The organism is Streptomyces sp. NPDC042259, assembly GCF_055582085.1.
Map to the genome: position 1 here is coordinate 208,659 of NZ_JBVJDW010000011.1, position 15,204 is coordinate 223,862.

A 15,204-nucleotide genomic window follows, 5' to 3' on the forward strand; every position below is an offset into this window, starting at 1 on the left:
GCGAAACGGCTCGACGGGCGACGCGAGAACCTGATGCGGGGGAGAGACACATGCTGCTGGCTGACATAGCCCAAGCCTGGGAACAGACAGCCGCCACTGCGGCGCGCACGGAGAAAATCGCCGTACTCGAGCGCTTGCTCAAGCAGGCCGAACCCGCGGAAGCCCCCGTGGTGATCACTTACTTGGCGGGGCGTCTGCCGCAGCGTCGTATCGGCGTGGGGTGGAACACCCTCAAGGAACCGACCCCAGCGGCTGAAGCAGCCGCGCTCACCGTCCTTGACGTGGATGCGACCCTCACCCGCATAGCTGCCGTGAAGGGCAAGGGCTCACAGACCACCCGCAAACAGCTGGTCCACGAGCTCATGTCCGCCGCCACGGAGCTGGAGCAGCGTTTCCTCTTCGCCCTGATCAGTGGTGAGCTACGGCAGGGAGCGCTGGACGCCCTCGCCGCCGAGGCCCTCGCGGTGGTCGCGGGAGCCGAGCCCGAAGACGTCCGCAAGGGCGTCATGATCACCGGCTCCCTCGGCACGGTTGCCCAGGCCCTGCTCTCCGGAGGCCCGGCAGCCCTTGGAGAGTTCCACCTTGAGGTGGGCCGTCCGGTACAGCCCATGCTTGCGCACACGGCCAAAACCGTGGACGAGGCGCTGGACAAGCTGGGCCCCTGCGCCGTGGAGGAAAAACTCGACGGCATCAGGATCCAGGTGCACCGTGACGTTACCGACGTCCGTGTCTTCACACGCACCCTGGACGACATCACCGCTCGCGTACCCGAAGTCGTGACCACGGTCCTCGCACTCGACGCCCAGAGCGTGATTCTTGACGGCGAAGTGCTCGCCCTGGACGCCGAAGGGCGCCCCCGGCCCTTCCAGGAGACCTCCGGCCGCATCGGTTCAAGCACCGACGTCGTCGCCGCGCAGGCGGCTCTGCCGCTCACACCGGTCTTCTTCGACGTCCTCGCCGCCGACGGCCGTGACCTCCTCGCCGCACCGGCCGAAAAGCGCTACAGCGAACTCTGCAGAATCGTTCCCGAGCCACTGCGCATCCGCCGGCTCCTGCTGTCGCAGCCCGATGCCGAAGAAACACGGGATGCTGCCCGTACCTTCTCCGCCCAGGCCCTGGAGCGCGGTCATGAGGGTGTGGTGATCAAGGCGCTGCACTCTGCTTACAGCGCCGGCCGGCGGGGCGCCTCATGGCTGAAGGTCAAGCCGGTGCACAGCCTCGACCTCGTGGTGCTGGCGGCCGAATGGGGCCACGGCCGACGCACCGGCTACCTCTCCAACCTGCACCTGGGAGCCCGCCTCCCCGACGGTGAGTTCGTCATGCTCGGCAAGACCTTCAAGGGACTCACCGACGCCATGCTGACCTGGCAGACCGAAAGGCTGCAGAAGCTTGTCGTCAGCGAAGAGCGCTGGGGAGTGGTCGTACGCCCCGAGCTGGTGGCCGAGGTCGCCTTCGACGGCGTTCAGACGTCGCCGAGGTACCCGGCTGGAGTGACGCTTCGCTTCGCTCGGGTTCTTCAGTACCGCGAGGACAAGACGGCGGGAGAAGCGGACAGCATCGACGAGGTGCTGGCGCTGCGCAAGTAGCCCTGCGTGAGGGGGGCTGGCCCTGCGGGGCCGGCCAGCCAGGCTGCCGGGCTCATATGCGATTGGTCTGGCAGGCGCGCCCGGACCACCATCGAGAGATGTTGGAGTTGCTGCCCGGGATCGGCCTTGCCTTGCCGCGTAATGCAGGCGTTTTGCGGTTCGGCATGTCCGAGCGGGAGACTCAGTGGGCCGTCGCGACTCTGGCGGATGTGCGCGAGACCTGGGTCTGCCAAACCGGTTGGGCCTTCACAGCCTGCTATGAGGGGCTGGAGCTTCTTGTTTACGGTGACTGCACGGACCGCCTGGGCCGTACCGACCTCGACAGGGATGGTTTCGCAGCTGCCCATCTTCGCCGGTGCGCACTCACGCCGACCGGACCGTCCGCTGTACCGGTGGTTCTCCGGGACATCGACCTGTTCGCATACCCGGCGGCCGAGGTACTCGCAAGCCTGGAACCGAGCCTGCACTCCACTGTGAGGCTGCCGCTGGTCCAATCCCCGACCGGCTACCTGCCGGCAGTATCGTTCTCGGCTGGCTAAGAGGAGGTAGTTTTCGTCCGATGTTTCATCGCGAGATTGTCGTTTGGCGGCATTCTTCGGGTCGCGCCAGGAGATGGTGTTCTCGCCGGTGAGGCGGCGGCCCATGAGGTCGGTCATCGCGAGGTGCACCAGGGCTTCGGAGCGGGTGGGCAGGCTTTCGTAGTCGCGGGCCAAGCGGCGGTGCAGCATCAGCCAGCCGTAGGTCCGCTCGACTGCCCACCGCTTCGGGATCGGGGCAAAGCCTCTGGTCCCGGGCTTGCGAGCGGTGATTTCCATGTCGATGTCGAGGGCGGCGGCATGTTCGACGAGGTGCTGGCGGTAGCCGCCGTCAACCCAGACCTTGCGGATGCCGGGGTGTTGTGCGGCGACCTGGTCCAGGAGCCGGGTTCCAGCGATGGAGTCCTGCACGCTGGCCGCGGTGACCAGCACGGCGAGGAGGAGTCCGAGCGTGTCGGTGACGATGCTCCGCTTCCTTCCGACGATCTTCTTTCCGGCGTCGATGCCCTGGCCTTCAGCCGGGACGCTGGTGGAGGTCTTGACGCTCTGAGCATCGATCACGCAGGCCGACGGCTCACCGTTTCGACCCTCCTGCTCCCGTAGCAACTGCCGGAGCAGGCCGTTGAGCTAGGCGAACACTCCCTCGTCCGCCCATTTGGCGAAGTGCCCATAGACCGTGTTCCAGTGCGGGAAGTCATGCGGGAGGTAACGCCTTCGACCTACAAGATCGCGTTCATGATGTCGCGCAGGTCGCACCCGGGCGGCCGGCCGAAGTCCAGGGCCCTGCCCCAGCGCTCGAAGCGCCAGGCAGCAAGGACTGGTTCGATCAACTCCCAGCGGGCATCGGACAGATCACTCAGACTCGGGTACGGACGTCGCTTCGCCATGCATCCGGCGTACCGCGCCGGATTGAGTACGCCCAGGCGCGCACCTGTGACGACGGAAGCACGCATCCCAGAAGGCCGGGCATCCTGGGAACCATCCATAACCCCACCCGCCCTGCAGGCAGCGACTGCCTCGATGACCTCACCTGCACCATCATCAAGTGCATCACGAATCGACAGATAGGCAATCAAGACAGGCGAAAACGACCTCTCAGAGGTCGTTTTCATCGGTGAAGTCTGTTTGATCCCGGTGCGCCCCAGTGTCGAGAGGCAACTCCTGAGATGCTGGTGTGTTGATGTGGCTACTGCGACTCACGGAGAGTCCGAATCGCCCGTCTCGCTCCCCAGAGCCTGTCTCGCTCCAAGAGGTGCCTATATCGTCGCTTGCTCCCGCCATGCCGCGCGCAAGCCCGCAACGTAAGAGGCGCAAGTGCAGCTCCGAGGCGCGTGAAGTGCTGCAAATCAGGCCAAAACGACCTCTCAGAGCCTGTTGGAGAACCTGCTGAGACGCCTCACTCGCGTCCGGTTGGCGGTGACCACACCACGGGCGCGGTCGCGGCGCAGCCGTTGTCGATGGCCGGGGGAAGGCGGCGCCGACCGCCGCCGGGTGGCCCCAGGCGCAGACCGCCACTGCCCGGGCTGGTGTCGTCGATGTGAGCTGGTCCCCGCCGGCCGGACCGTACAGCGATGCGATCGACCACTGAGCGGTGTGGGTGTACGACAAGAGCACGCCGCAGAACCTCCCTGCCGTCACGGGCTACCCGGACTTCGCCGGCAGCGCGTCTCACCGGGTTGATCGCGGGCCACGAGTAGGTGGTCCTCGTCTACGCCGTGAACGCCTCGGGCGAGGGCAAGCCGAGTATGTGCGGTCCCTGTTCCCGCGTTGTCGGTTGCTGACCGCCGACTCCCCACCAGGGCGCGGGCCCGCACCGTCCATACAGAACGAGCCCTCCCCGATTCGAGGTAGATCGGACTACCTTCTGATCATTCCGGCTGTTACCCCGAGTGCAGAGCGAGGCGGATGCGACCGGCTCCGGCCCGAGTGCCGGGCCGGAAGCCATATGAGGAAGGAACGCATGAGCGAGCAGGTAAAGAGCGGACGGGCATGGGGTGGCGGGTACCGATCAGTGACGCGGGTGGCGGCCCTGCTGGCGGCCGTCGCGGCGGTCCCGGCGGCTCTGGCACCGGGCGCGGCGGTGGCCGCGCCCGTCGGCGGCGGCCGGCAGGTTTTCTCCACGCCGGGAGCGCATCCGTGACAGGTGCCTCCGGGAGTCGAGGAAGTGACCGTCCACCTGTGGGGGGCGGCGGTGGCGGCGGGGGTGGCGGTGGCGGCGGAGAGGCGCACAACGTGTTGGCCTCGGGGTCGCTCGCCAGGGGTGACGACGGCGGGGGAGGGGCCGGAAGTTCGGGTGGCGGGGGCGGCGGAGGCGGTTCCTACGTGACCTGCACCCTTCGCGTGACACCGGCTCGGCAGCTCACGGTGTCCGTCGGTGCGGGGGGCCACGGCGGGAGCGGTGGCGCGGGCGGCGCGGGAGGCCGGGGTGGGGCCACCTACTTCGGTCGGGACGGACGTCATGGCGCGTCCGGAGGGAAGGCCGCCGAGGGCGAGGAGGGAGAGGCGTCGATGATCATTTTCTCACTGCGCCATGACCAGGAGGGCTTCGATCCGCACGATTCCTTCCGCCTGGCGCACGCCAGCGGTGGTGGCTCCGGCCGGGTCGCGCTGCCCGCACACGGTGGGGGCGGGGGCGGCAGGGGGGCTCATCGTCCCCCGGCGCCAACCGGTCCGCGGCCGCTGAAACCAGCTCGTGCTACGGGCGGCACGTCCACGTGCTCCACGGCTCTCAAGGCGGCCGGGGGCTGCCGGGAGGCAACGGGTACGACGGGGCAACGATTCCAAGCGGGGGTGGCGGGTGGGGGCTGCTGAGGACAACCAGGAGTGCACATCCGACTCCGACTCCGATTCCGACTCCGAGTCGAAGCGGCCGGAGCCCCGCGGCCACCTCGTGGTGAACGGCCCCGGTGGGGCTGCCGCGCGCCCCGCGGGCCCGGCCGGCAGCCTGTTGCCGCCTGGAGTGGCAGTTGGAGGCAAGGGCGGCGCCGGGGCACGCGGCGGAGCAGGCGGGACCGCCGTGCAAAGGGACCTCTACAAGGGAGAGTCCGGCAGCGAGGGGGCGTCCGGTCCCCGAGGTGCCGAGGGCACGCACGGCCACGTGGTGATCATCTGGTGATTCAACCGTTGTTCGCGATAGCCGGCACACCGTAGACGCCGGTGGGCCGGCGTTTGAGTCCATCCGGCGTTTGCGGACAGCGGCGAAGCCGCCTTCACCGAAGAGTGCAGGCGGGTGACCTCGCGGAAACGGAGAAGGAGAAAGCCGCACATCGACTGCCGCCGCGACAGCTACGGACCCGTCGTGCTGTTCTCGAACGTCTACTACCACAGCACCGACCGCTCCACCACCGTCTGCTCCGCCCAGGACCGCTCCGCCCACCCCGTCCTCACCCAGCTACTCGGACTGCTCAACCTCATGTAGAGCAGCCGCCGTCATGGCCGCGGGCCGGCCCTCTGGCTGAACTTCCGGGAGGGCCGACCCGCTCCGCCTGCCGCCCGGGCCAGACGCCGGGTCATGATCGTGATCAGTGCCCAGGCCAGGTGCGCTTCCGCCAGTTCGGGCAGGCGCTCGTAGGCCCGGGCATTGCGGCGGGCCTTCATCAGCTAGCCGATCGTCCGCTCGACCTTCCAACGGCGCGGGACGACGACGAAGCCCTCGGCGCCTTGAAGCTGGTCAACCTCCCTGTCGAGCCCTGTGGCGCCTCACCGCCGCCCCGCCAAGTGACCCGCCCCCTCCCTGCAGAGGGCCGGAAGCGGATGCCGCGCAAAGCGTAGATACCGCATCCAGAAATTTACGGCTCCGCCTCTTTCCTGAATGGCTCCCACTCTTCCTCCTGGAGCACCACGAGGCTGCGCCTCGGAGCGTTTATGGGAATGAAATGCCCATTTAGATAGATCAAATGACATTGCCTTGATGCGGCGTCAACTGCCCTACAGTGCCCGCCAGTCACGTTCCAGAGCCACCCAAGAAATTCTCTAGGAATGCTTCATTCCGCGTCAACGTAATCTCCAGGAGAACGCTATAGATTCATCTGTGTCGACGCCGCAAGGGGCGTGGGCATCAAGGAAATCCGTTAGACTGAGGTGAAAATGAAGGCAATCAGCAAGGGTCTGCGTTCTGTCGCTCTCGTCGGTACCGCGGTCGCCGCCACGGCGCTGGCCGCCGGGACCGCCATGGCGGCTCCGGCTCTGTCCCTGAGCGCCAGCACGGGCCTGGCCGATGGCCAGACCATCACGGTGTCGGGCTCCGGTTACACCCCGGGTGCGCAGATCGGCGTTGCCGAGTGCGACCTTGACTTCTCGCAGCGCGCCGCCTGCGACAAGGCTGCCGCGACCGTCACCGTGGGCTCGGACGGCTCGTTCTCCGTTCCGTTCACGGTCAAGAAGAAGTTCGACGGCTACAACCTGGGTACCAACCAGGCGACCGGCGCGGTCGACGCTTCGGTGAACAAGGTCGGCATCGTGACCGTCCTGCTCTCGGACCCCAGCAAGGGTCTGGGCGCACAGGCCATCTCCTTCAAGTGATGATGGCTTAGAGCTGACGCAGCCCCGTGTGGACCGGACTCCTCCGGCCCGCACGGGGCGCTCGCCTATTCGGTTGTTCGGTACTGTCGCGGACAGTTACGTCTGCGGCAGCGCGGTGACCTCTTCGCCCGTGAACTCCGGCATGACCTCCTGCGCGAACAGGCGCATGGTCCGTTCCGATTCGGCCAGCGGCATGTTGCCGGATATGACCTGGAGGCTGACGGTCGCGTCGCCGTACCAGTCACGGATGCGGCGCACGTGTTCCCTCACCTCTTCCGGGGAGCCGACCAGAGTCCTGCCCGCGTCGACCTGCTTGTCGAAGTCAGCGTTCTTGATCTTGGTGACGATCCGTTCGTATCCGCTGTAGTCGCTGCTGGTGGTGCTGGCCCATGCGGAGATGGCCTCAGCCATCTTCTCGTTGGTGTACTTCGAATAGACACGGCCCTTTTCGCGAGCCATCGCGCTGTCCTCGTGCAGATAGCTGCTGTAGCTGAGGTGGACCTCGCCGCGTGAGCGGTCGTGCCCGGCAGCGGTCAGTTCCTCCCAGTACAGGTCGATCATCGCGCGCGTCTGCTCGGGCTTGTTGATCGAGGGCACCAGCATCAGCCCGCGACCGGCACGCCCCGCCGCCGCACACGAGTCCGGCGTGATGGACGCGGCGACGAATACCTTCGGGTGCGGGTCCTGGTAGGGCTTGGGAAGGGACCTGACCGGTCCGAAGCGGTGGAAGCGCCCCTCGTGGACCACGTCGTCGCCGCTCCACAGCAGCTCACAGGCCCGCACGCCCTCCTCGAACCGCTCGCGGCTCTCGTCCATCGGGATCTCGAACGCCGCGAACTCATCGGGCAGGAAGGCCCGGGCGAAACCGACGTCCAGGCGGCCGTGGGAGAGGTTGTCGAGCATCGCGAGCTGACCGGCCAGTTTGACGGGGTGGGTGAAGGCCGGGATGACTGCCCCGGTGATCAGGCGGATCCGGCTGGTGCGAGCGGCCGCGGCGGCCAGGAAGGTCACCGGGTCGGGGCTGTAGCCCCCGTAGTCGAAGAAGTAGTGCTCGACGGTCTTGGCATGGTGGTAGCCGAGCTCTTCGGCGAGCTGCACCAGGTGCAGGGCGTCGCGGAAGTGGTCCGCCGACGATTTCTGCGCGGGCCCGACGGTGGGGAACAGGTTGATTCCGAACTTCATGGCTGACTCCTGTGCCTACGCCACGGCGGCGAGGGGCTGAACGGGCGCGCTGCCGTATGTCTGGCGGCAATAGGTGAGCGGTTGACGGTCTTCGTATACGGCGCCGTGCTCGATGGATCCGATGAGGATCCAGTGGTCGCCGGCGCGTATCGTCCGGCGGAGCTGGCACTCGGCGACCGCGACGCAGTGGTCTGTGAGTAGCGGTGCCCCGTGGGCGTGGGCGGATGCGGCCCAGGAGACGCCGGTGAACCGGTTCTCGGCGGGACCGGCGAAGCGGCGGGACAGGCTCTCGCTGTCACTGGCCAGGAAGTTGACGGCGAAACCGCCGGTGGTCTGCATCGTGGGGAGCGTCTGGGACCGTGCGTCCACGCATACCAGCAACAGGGCAGGGTCCTTGGACAGGGCGCTGACCGCTGTGCAGGTGAAGCCACGCGGACCGTCGGGGGCCGCAGCGGTGACGACCGCGACGGAGTTGGAGAGTGCCCCGAAGATCCCTCGGAACAGCTCAGGTGCGACAGGCATCGCGCTTGCTCCCTCCGGAAGGGGAAGACGGACAGGGATGCCGCAACCCTTCCAGAGGGAACTGGAGGTGAGATCGAAGCGGGATGATGAATCACCCTGATGACGGTGACGGTGCTGCTGGGCGTCGGCCTCAGGCTCCTGTTTCCGCCAGCAGACGGCCCAGCTGAGCCGTGGCGTTGGCATGCAGGGCGATCTTGGTGCTCGGGGCCAGTGCACCCGAGGAGCGCAGCAGGTCTTCGACGCGCCTGGTGATCAGGCAGAACTGGAATCCTGCGAGCACCTCGTAGTACTCGAGGTTCTCCAGCCGGCGGCCCAGCAGGTCGCTGTAGTAGTCGATCGTCTCCTGGCGTGAGGGCAGGCCTGCCAGTCTCTCGGCGCCCGTCCCCTCGCTGAGGAAGCGATCCATCCACAGGAACCACGCCAGGTCCGTCTCCGCGGGCCCGAGGCCGGTCATCTCCCAGTCCAGGACCGTCACCGGACGCAGGTCGCTGCCGAAGATGAGGTTGCCCAGCCGGGCGTCACCCCACAGCAGGCCGGGCGCCGGCTCGTCGGCGGGCATCCGGTCCTTCAGCCAGGAGAGCGCCCGCGCGGCCGTGCCGTGGTCCCGGCAGCCGAAGAAGTCCAGGTGCCGCTCGTAGTAGTGCAGTTGCTGGGCCGTCCCGGAGGTGCCGTAGCGGGGCAGCCCCACGAATCCGAGGCCCAGCGCGTCCACGTCGAGGCGGTGAATCCGCTGCATGGTCTCAAGGGAGTTCAGCCACAGCCCTCGCAGCTCGCTGGGCGTCAGCTCCGTGAGCCAGCCGGCTCGGTGGTACGAGGGCAAGTCCGTCGGCACCCAGCCGTCGACCCAGTCCATGACCATGAACGGCGCACCGAGCACCTGCGGGTCTGGTTCGTAGTGGTGCACGGTCGGAACTGGTATGTCCGTCGCCGTACTCAGCAGTTGCTGCAGCCGGTACTGCTCCTCGAAGCGTGCGTCCGGGTAGATGCCGGGCTTGGTCGGAGCGACCTTCACGACGAAACGTCGCTCCGTGCCGTCCGACCCCTCGGCCCGTACGCAGAGCGTCTCGGCGGAGAAGCCGGTCTCCCGCGGACGCTCGATGCCGGTGACGCGCAGGCCCTCTAGGAACGGGAGGCCGGCTGCCTCCAGCGCCGCCTCCCGTTGCGTCGTGGTCGTCATGCCTGCACCAGGTGCGCGCTGGTGGGTCGCGCGGCCATGGACGGGGCACCGTGGGGCGCCTGCCGGATCAGGTCCAGGGACAGCTTGGAGTGCTCCGGGGTCTCGACGCTGAGCGCCGGGTTGGAGGCCAGGATCGCCGTCTGGAGCTGACGCAGCCGGGGCGACGGCTCCAGACCCAGCTCGTCGTCGAGCCGCTCCCGCAGCGTGTGATACGCGTCCAGCGCGTGCGCCACGCGACCCGAGCGGTACAGGGCGAGCATGTACTGCGCGTGCAGGTTCTCGTGGGTGGGGTGCTCGGTGATCAGCGAGCGCAGTTCACCCAGGAGCTCATGGTGCAGGCCCAGCCGCAGTTCTGCCTCGATGCACTGTTCGAGGATCGTCAGGCGGCGCTCCTCCAGTCCGGCGATCCGGGTCTCCACCCGCGGCCCGGGCTGTATGTCGATGAGCGTGGGTCCCCGCCAGACAGCCAGGGCCCGGCGCAAGGCGGAGGACAGGCGCTGGTCGTCACCGGACGCCTGCGCCGACCGCGCCTCTTCCATGCGCTCCCCGAGGGTATGCAGGTCGAGGCTGCCCGTCGGAATGCGCAGCATGTAGCCCTGGTGCAGGGTGTGCAGGATGTCCTTGGCGTGCCGGGCGGATTCCACCGACGGTGCGGCCGTGATGGCCCGTCGTATGTGCAGGATGTACGTGTGCAGCGTCTGAACGGCACTGCGCGGTGCGAGATCGCCCCACAGTTCTTCGATGCACACCGAGGCCGGGACCGGGGTATTCGCATTGAGCATCAGCAGAGCCAGCAGCTGCCGGGTCTTCGGTGCGGACGGCAGCTGCGAAACACCCTGGTCGGTCATCGACAGCGGGCCAAGAACTCCGAACTCCATGTGAAATACCCCCACCTGTAGGAAAACGGCCGCAGAGCGGCGGCCCCGGGGGAGTCGCCCCGCGAGCTCCCGGCGACAAGTTTCCACAAAGTGCTGCAGGTCCGGGAGGTGGCTCTTTCTTCCTCGGTACATACCTGCCGGCAGGTTTTTTCTGTGGTCGGCCAGAGTGCCAGGTGAGAAGCACGCTCAGCGGCGCATCCTGTACGGGTCGGAGAGGAACCTTCGATAGTTCGTCATGTGGTTCTCCAGCGGCGGTTCTTACGATTCTGGAGTCGAACACCTGCAGAAGCGGAGTCAATGCTGTGGTCGTTTTCATGAACAAGGTCACGATGGTCGGCGAGCCCTCGGAGTTCGAGGCCATCTACGCGGAGATCGGGTCCTTCATGAGCACCCGTCCGGGCCTCATCCGTTTCCGTCTCGTGCGGTCCACCAAGGAGCCCAACGTCTACTTCAACATCGCGGAGTGGGAGTCCGAGGAGGCATTCAAGGACGCCCTTGCCCAGCCGGAATTCCGCGAGCAGTTCCAGAAGCTGCTCCCCATCATCAAGGGGGACCCGCACGTGTGCGACGTGGTCCACGAAGGCCTGCCCGCCATCCATGGCTGAGTCCCGCATGGAGCGTATCGCCGACGGTGTTCACGCATTCATCCAGCCCGATGGCGGATGGTGCCTGAACAACGCCGGCGTCATCGTCGGCGACCGCTCCGTCCTTCTGATCGACACCGCCGCCACGCTCAGCCGCACGCTGCGGTTGCGCGAGGAGATCGCGTCCCTGACGGCTCTGCCCGTACGGACGGTCGTCAACACGCATCATCACGGTGACCACACGCACGGAAACTTCCTCTTCCAGCAGGAAGCGGTCATCGTGGCTCACGAGCGCACCCGCCCCGAGATGGCTGAGCGGGGTCTCGCACTTACCCACGTCTGGCCGGACGTCCAGTGGGGAGACCTTGAGGTGGCGCTGCCCACCCTCACCTACGGGGACCAGGCCACGCTCCACCTCGGCGACGTCGAGGTGGAACTGCTGCATTTCGGGGCCGCCCATACCACCAACGACACGGCCGTATGGCTGCCCGGTGCACGCGTACTGTTCGCCGGCGACCTGCTGATGTCGGACTGCACGCCGTTCGCCCTGATGGGCTCGGTGCGCGGACTACTGCGCACCGTGGGCCGCCTGCGTGAACTGGGCGCGCGCACCATCGTGTGCGGCCACGGACCGGCCTGCGGCCCGGAGGTGATCGACACCACCGAGGCCTACTTGACGTGGGTGCTCGACCTCGCCGCGCATTGCGTGCGACGAGGCATCGATCCGCTCGACGCCGCCCGCCGCGCGACCCTGGGCGAATTCGCCGGTCTGCGTGACCCTGAACGGCTCGTGGCCAACCTGCACCGTGCCTGTGCCGAACTGCAGGGAGCACCTGAGGGGGCGTACCTGCCGTCGGCACCGGTCTTCAAGGAAATGGTCGCCTACAACGGCGGCCGGCCCTTGGGCTGTCTCGCCTGAGACAGCCCAAGGCTGTTCCTGCCAATCAGGCGACGCCGTCGTGGTCCACCAGGCGGTACCGCACCCGCAGCTCCCCGTCTTCCCCGCGCACGAGGACGTCCTCGCCCGTCGTGCTCAGGTGAAGGCGGGGATCACCGCCGTGCGGCGTCTCGTAGACCATCGCGTAGAAGCGGGACCGCAGGGTTCCGGGCTCCACACCGTCGTCCACGATGACCATGCCCAGCCAGTGCCGGCGGGTGACGGGACGCGCCTCCAGGCGCTCCAGGCCCACTCGCATGCGCGAGGTGATCTCTTCCCGGCCCTGCCAGGGCTCAGGCTTGACGTTCTGCGCGAAGACGCCGTCCTCGGTGAAGGTCTGCGCCCACTCCTCCGCCTTGCCCTCATCGAGCAGCCGCATCTGCCGGGCGTAGAAGTGCTGGACCTCCAGGTAGGCCTGCTGCGCCTCGTTCGTCACGACGAGCTCACTCATGCCGCACGCTCCTGCGAACGCTTCTCCGCGTACTGCTTGGCCAGGTTGAGCGTGGCCAAGCTGTTGGTGCCAAGCGCCTTGCGGATGTACGCCTTCGCGTCCTGCAAGGTGGCGTCGGGGCCGAGGATGCCGGCGATGGTCTCCGGCTTGACCGACACGGTGTGCCGGGAGGTGGCACGGGTACCGTTGCGCCCCGGCGTGAAGGTCCATTGCCCGGTGTGCGCGGACAGCAGGCCAGGGAGCTTGAGCTGCTTGTAGAGGATCCGCGTCGGCGAGAAGCACAGCCGGATGGAACGCGTGGTGTGCGTGGAGCCGTCGACGGCGCGCGTGTCCATCTCCAGCACCTGGACTCCGGGCTTGTCTTCGAACAGGCTGACACGGGCCACATGCGGGAGCCGCTCGGTCCACAGGTCGGCGCGGTCGATAAAATCGAAGATGTCCCGCGGCGTGCCGTCGATCTCGACAGCGTCCTCGAAGGAGAACGTGACGCCATCGCTGTCGGCGCTCTCCCGCTCGGCGACGGCCTTGAGCCGCTCAAGCTCGGCGGTGCTGTTGCGCTCGACGGCCTGGGCGATCCATTCGAGGTGCTCGGGCGCGTCGTCCACGGCGCGGTAGTCGTGCGTCAGCCGGACCAGGGTCCCGTTCTCCCCGTCGGACTCCAGGATCCACGCACCGCTCATGGCAGCCACGGGGTGCGCGCTGACGACCTGGCGGAAGCTGACCCGCTGCTGCGCCGGTGCGAGAGTGCGGCGCGAGGTCCAGTCCTTGACCTCACCGTTGGCCTGCGCCCAGATGCGGATCGTCTCCTCCTGGGAGCCGTCGTCGAGGGCCGTGCTCTCCAGGCGTTCGGCGTGGACGGTGGGCGGGAAGGCCACGGGCCACCGCGTCACGTCCGCCACCAGGGCGTAGACAGTGGCCGCGGGAGCGGCGATCCGAATGCTGTGCTCGGTGTGCTGTCCGGCGTGAGCCATGACATTGCCTCCTATGGGGCGTATGGGGGCGTCAGTAATTGCCCAGGCCGCCGCAGACATTGATGGCCTGCGCGGTGATGGACGCTGCGGTGTCGGTCGCCAGGTAGCGGACCATGCCCGCTACCTCGTCCGGAGTCGAGTAACGGCCCAGCGGGATCTTGGCGTTGAACCGCTGCTGAACGTCGTCGACGGTGGTCTCCCACGCCGCGGCGTAGCCCTGGCGCACCCGCTCGGCCATCGGCGTCTCGACGTAACCGGGGCACACGGCGTTGACCGTGATCCCGGTCTTGGCCAGCTCCAGGCCCGTGGCCTTGGTGAAGCCGACCACGCCGTGCTTGGAGGCGGAGTACGGGGCACCCAGGACCACGCCCTGCTTGCCTCCCGTAGAGGCGATGTTGATGATCCGGCCCTGCCCGGCCTCGAGCATCCCGCCCGTGGTCAAAACCTCACGCGTGGCCCAGAAGACGCTGTTCAAGTTGGTGGCGATGACGTCGAGCCACAACTCGTCGGCGATGCCGGCGGTGGGGCCGCCACCGTTGCGGCCGGCGTTGTTCACCAGGACGCTCACCATGCCGTGCCGCTCGACGGCGGTCGCCACGAACTGGTGGACGCTCTGCGGGTCCCGGACGTCGGCGGCCGCGCCGTCGGCCTCCAGGCCCTCGGCCCGCAGCTGCTCGACGGTCCGATCGACGTTCTCCGTCGTACGGGCGCACAGGAACACCCGGTAGCCGTCCTGGGCCAGGCCGCGCGCCGCCGCGAGGCCGATGCCGCTGGTGGCGCCGGTGACGAGCGCGAGTTTACGGTCCTGGTCAGTCATGTCTGTTCTCCGCACAGGTGGTGGTTGATGGTCTTCAAGGGCGCAGCAGCACACGCCCGAGCTGGGCGCGGTTCTCGATGATGCGGTGGGCCTCCGGGGCCTGGTCGAGCGGCAGCTCGGCGTGCACCGAGACCTTCAGCCGGCCTTCCACGACATGGCCGATCAGCTCCTGCAGACCCGAGCGGATCTCCTCGGGGCGGTGCGCCCACCACTGGTCGAGCCCGCAGCCGACGACGTACTTCATCGGGATCAGCCGCATGGCCGGCACCTGCGGCAGGGTGCCGCCCGAGGCGCCGTAGAAGACCAGCCGGCCGAACGGCTTCAGGGCGTCCAGGCCCTGCAGCAGGACGTCGCCGCCGACACTGTCGAGGATCACGTCCACGCCCTGGCCGTCAGTGGCCTCCATGACAGCGTCGACCCAGTTGGCGTCGCTGTAGTCGATGACGACATCGGTGCCGTGCGCCCGCGCGAACTCGGCCTTGGCGGGGGAGCCGACGGTGCCGATGACCTTCCCCGCACCATAGATCTTCACCAGCTGGGTCATGAGGTGGCCGATCGCACCGGCTGCCGCGTGCACCAGCACCGTGTCTCCGGGCTGGATCCAGGCCGTGCGCAGGACGCACAGCGCGGTCTGCGCCGGGGAGGCCAGCACACTGGCGTGCGCCGCGTCGATCTCGTCGGGCAGCGCCGCGAGGAACGTGGCGTCGGTGACGACGTAGTCCGCGTAGGCGGCACCCATCACCGGGGCGGCGACACGGTCACCGACGGAGACGGTGTTCACCCCGGGACCGACGGCCTCCACTCGCCCGACGACGTCGCCGTTGGGCGTGGCGGGCAGCGCGGGAGGGAAGGGGCCGGTGCCCTGCCGGCGCTGCGTCTCGATGAAGTTGACGCCGATCGCCTCGGCACGGACCAGGACCTGCCCCTCGTCGGGGGTGGGTACCGGGGCCTCCTCAAGCTGGAGGACCTCCGGAGCTCCGTAGCTGTGGTAGCGCACGACACGCATCTGATGTCCCTCTCTCGCTGTGCCAGGTGCTCGCGC

The 15,204-nt window shown here is 67.8% G+C and carries 14 protein-coding genes and 1 pseudogene; 5 read left to right on the forward strand and 10 right to left on the reverse strand.

Translation table 11 applies throughout. The features are described 5' to 3' along the window. Nucleotides 1-50 precede the first annotated feature (50 nt). The gene (locus tag ACZ6MA_RS26845; protein WP_469436595.1) at nucleotides 51-1,586 is read left to right on the forward strand and encodes an ATP-dependent DNA ligase; all 1,536 of its coding nucleotides are present in this window, start codon (nucleotides 51-53) and stop codon (nucleotides 1,584-1,586) included. Nucleotides 1,587-2,188: 602 nt separating this feature from the next. On the opposite strand, the pseudogene ACZ6MA_RS26850 reads toward ACZ6MA_RS26845, so the two are convergent. Continuing rightward, nucleotides 2,189-3,009 (reverse strand): annotated as a pseudogene (locus tag ACZ6MA_RS26850) (IS5 family transposase); the annotation flags it as partial. A 1,073-nt stretch (nucleotides 3,010-4,082) separates the two neighbouring features. Between ACZ6MA_RS26850 and ACZ6MA_RS26855 the strand changes: the two are divergent. Continuing rightward, nucleotides 4,083-4,262, forward strand: coding sequence for a hypothetical protein (locus tag ACZ6MA_RS26855; RefSeq protein ID WP_469436597.1), 180 nt, complete (start codon nucleotides 4,083-4,085; stop codon nucleotides 4,260-4,262). 380 nt (nucleotides 4,263-4,642) lie between these two features. On the opposite strand, the gene ACZ6MA_RS26860 is transcribed toward ACZ6MA_RS26855, so the two are convergent. After that, nucleotides 4,643-4,771: a hypothetical protein gene (locus ACZ6MA_RS26860; protein WP_469436599.1), complete on the reverse strand. Its 129-nt coding sequence runs from the start codon at nucleotides 4,769-4,771 to the stop codon at nucleotides 4,643-4,645. Between the two features lie 1,437 nt (nucleotides 4,772-6,208). On the opposite strand from ACZ6MA_RS26860, the gene ACZ6MA_RS26865 reads away from it, so the two are divergent. Then, complete coding sequence (locus tag ACZ6MA_RS26865; protein WP_469436601.1) at nucleotides 6,209-6,643, forward strand: enediyne antibiotic chromoprotein; 435 nt, start codon at nucleotides 6,209-6,211, stop codon at nucleotides 6,641-6,643. Nucleotides 6,644-6,739: 96 nt separating this feature from the next. On the opposite strand, the gene ACZ6MA_RS26870 is transcribed toward ACZ6MA_RS26865, so the two are convergent. From ACZ6MA_RS26870 to ACZ6MA_RS26885, 4 genes are all read right to left on the reverse strand, one after another. Next, nucleotides 6,740-7,825 (reverse strand): LLM class flavin-dependent oxidoreductase, encoded by a 1,086-nt coding sequence (locus ACZ6MA_RS26870; RefSeq protein ID WP_469436603.1) that lies wholly within the window; start codon nucleotides 7,823-7,825, stop codon nucleotides 6,740-6,742. A gap of 15 nt (nucleotides 7,826-7,840) precedes the next feature. Further along, the gene (locus tag ACZ6MA_RS26875) at nucleotides 7,841-8,347 is read right to left on the reverse strand and encodes a flavin reductase family protein (protein ID WP_469436604.1); all 507 of its coding nucleotides are present in this window, start codon (nucleotides 8,345-8,347) and stop codon (nucleotides 7,841-7,843) included. Nucleotides 8,348-8,477: 130 nt separating this feature from the next. Then, nucleotides 8,478-9,524, reverse strand: a complete 1,047-nt coding sequence (locus ACZ6MA_RS26880) for a phosphotransferase family protein (protein ID WP_469436606.1) — start codon at nucleotides 9,522-9,524, stop codon at nucleotides 8,478-8,480. After that, nucleotides 9,521-10,402 (reverse strand): AfsR/SARP family transcriptional regulator, encoded by an 882-nt coding sequence (locus tag ACZ6MA_RS26885; RefSeq protein ID WP_469436608.1) that lies wholly within the window; start codon nucleotides 10,400-10,402, stop codon nucleotides 9,521-9,523. Before ACZ6MA_RS26885 ends, ACZ6MA_RS26880 begins: the two co-directional genes overlap by 4 nt. 314 nt (nucleotides 10,403-10,716) lie before the next feature. Between ACZ6MA_RS26885 and ACZ6MA_RS26890 the strand changes: the two genes are divergently transcribed. After that, on the forward strand, nucleotides 10,717-11,007 hold the full coding sequence (locus ACZ6MA_RS26890; RefSeq protein WP_469436610.1) for an antibiotic biosynthesis monooxygenase family protein: 291 nt from the start codon (nucleotides 10,717-10,719) through the stop codon (nucleotides 11,005-11,007). Further along, nucleotides 11,000-11,905, forward strand: coding sequence for an MBL fold metallo-hydrolase (locus ACZ6MA_RS26895; protein WP_469436611.1), 906 nt, complete (start codon nucleotides 11,000-11,002; stop codon nucleotides 11,903-11,905). Before ACZ6MA_RS26890 ends, ACZ6MA_RS26895 begins: the two co-directional genes overlap by 8 nt. Nucleotides 11,906-11,930: 25 nt before the next feature. Here the strand turns inward: ACZ6MA_RS26895 and ACZ6MA_RS26900 are convergent, their stop codons facing one another. Genes ACZ6MA_RS26900 through ACZ6MA_RS26915 form a run of 4 tightly spaced genes read right to left on the reverse strand, consistent with a single transcriptional unit; the run spans nucleotide 11,931 to nucleotide 15,168 of the window. Then, entirely contained in the window at nucleotides 11,931-12,374 is a 444-nt protein-coding gene (locus ACZ6MA_RS26900) for a nuclear transport factor 2 family protein (RefSeq protein ID WP_469436613.1), read from the reverse strand. Next, a complete protein-coding gene (locus tag ACZ6MA_RS26905) occupies nucleotides 12,371-13,345 on the reverse strand; it encodes an aromatase/cyclase (RefSeq protein WP_469436614.1) in 975 nt (324 codons plus the stop codon). Before ACZ6MA_RS26905 ends, ACZ6MA_RS26900 begins: the two co-directional genes overlap by 4 nt. 31 nt (nucleotides 13,346-13,376) lie before the next feature. Then, on the reverse strand, nucleotides 13,377-14,162 hold the full coding sequence (locus ACZ6MA_RS26910; protein WP_469436615.1) for an SDR family NAD(P)-dependent oxidoreductase: 786 nt from the start codon (nucleotides 14,160-14,162) through the stop codon (nucleotides 13,377-13,379). A 34-nt stretch (nucleotides 14,163-14,196) separates the two neighbouring features. Further along, complete coding sequence (locus ACZ6MA_RS26915; protein ID WP_469436617.1) at nucleotides 14,197-15,168, reverse strand: quinone oxidoreductase family protein; 972 nt, start codon at nucleotides 15,166-15,168, stop codon at nucleotides 14,197-14,199. Nucleotides 15,169-15,204: the final 36 nt, after the last annotated feature.

What these genes read in the sequence shown, in the direction of transcription:
- ACZ6MA_RS26845 (WP_469436595.1), top strand. Translation starts at nt 51, where the DNA reads ATGCTGCTGGCTGACATAGCCCAAGCCTGGGAACAGACAGCCGCCACT.
- ACZ6MA_RS26855 (WP_469436597.1), top strand. Translation starts at nt 4,083, where the DNA reads ATGAGCGAGCAGGTAAAGAGCGGACGGGCATGGGGTGGCGGGTACCGA.
- ACZ6MA_RS26860 (WP_469436599.1), bottom strand. Translation starts at nt 4,771, where the DNA reads ATGAGCCCCCCTGCCGCCCCCGCCCCCACCGTGTGCGGGCAGCGCGAC.
- ACZ6MA_RS26865 (WP_469436601.1), top strand. Translation starts at nt 6,209, where the DNA reads ATGAAGGCAATCAGCAAGGGTCTGCGTTCTGTCGCTCTCGTCGGTACC.
- ACZ6MA_RS26870 (WP_469436603.1), bottom strand. Translation starts at nt 7,825, where the DNA reads ATGAAGTTCGGAATCAACCTGTTCCCCACCGTCGGGCCCGCGCAGAAA.
- ACZ6MA_RS26875 (WP_469436604.1), bottom strand. Translation starts at nt 8,347, where the DNA reads ATGCCTGTCGCACCTGAGCTGTTCCGAGGGATCTTCGGGGCACTCTCC.
- ACZ6MA_RS26880 (WP_469436606.1), bottom strand. Translation starts at nt 9,524, where the DNA reads ATGACGACCACGACGCAACGGGAGGCGGCGCTGGAGGCAGCCGGCCTC.
- ACZ6MA_RS26885 (WP_469436608.1), bottom strand. Translation starts at nt 10,402, where the DNA reads ATGGAGTTCGGAGTTCTTGGCCCGCTGTCGATGACCGACCAGGGTGTT.
- ACZ6MA_RS26890 (WP_469436610.1), top strand. Translation starts at nt 10,717, where the DNA reads ATGAACAAGGTCACGATGGTCGGCGAGCCCTCGGAGTTCGAGGCCATC.
- ACZ6MA_RS26895 (WP_469436611.1), top strand. Translation starts at nt 11,000, where the DNA reads ATGGCTGAGTCCCGCATGGAGCGTATCGCCGACGGTGTTCACGCATTC.
- ACZ6MA_RS26900 (WP_469436613.1), bottom strand. Translation starts at nt 12,374, where the DNA reads ATGAGTGAGCTCGTCGTGACGAACGAGGCGCAGCAGGCCTACCTGGAG.
- ACZ6MA_RS26905 (WP_469436614.1), bottom strand. Translation starts at nt 13,345, where the DNA reads ATGGCTCACGCCGGACAGCACACCGAGCACAGCATTCGGATCGCCGCT.
- ACZ6MA_RS26910 (WP_469436615.1), bottom strand. Translation starts at nt 14,162, where the DNA reads ATGACTGACCAGGACCGTAAACTCGCGCTCGTCACCGGCGCCACCAGC.
- ACZ6MA_RS26915 (WP_469436617.1), bottom strand. Translation starts at nt 15,168, where the DNA reads ATGCGTGTCGTGCGCTACCACAGCTACGGAGCTCCGGAGGTCCTCCAG.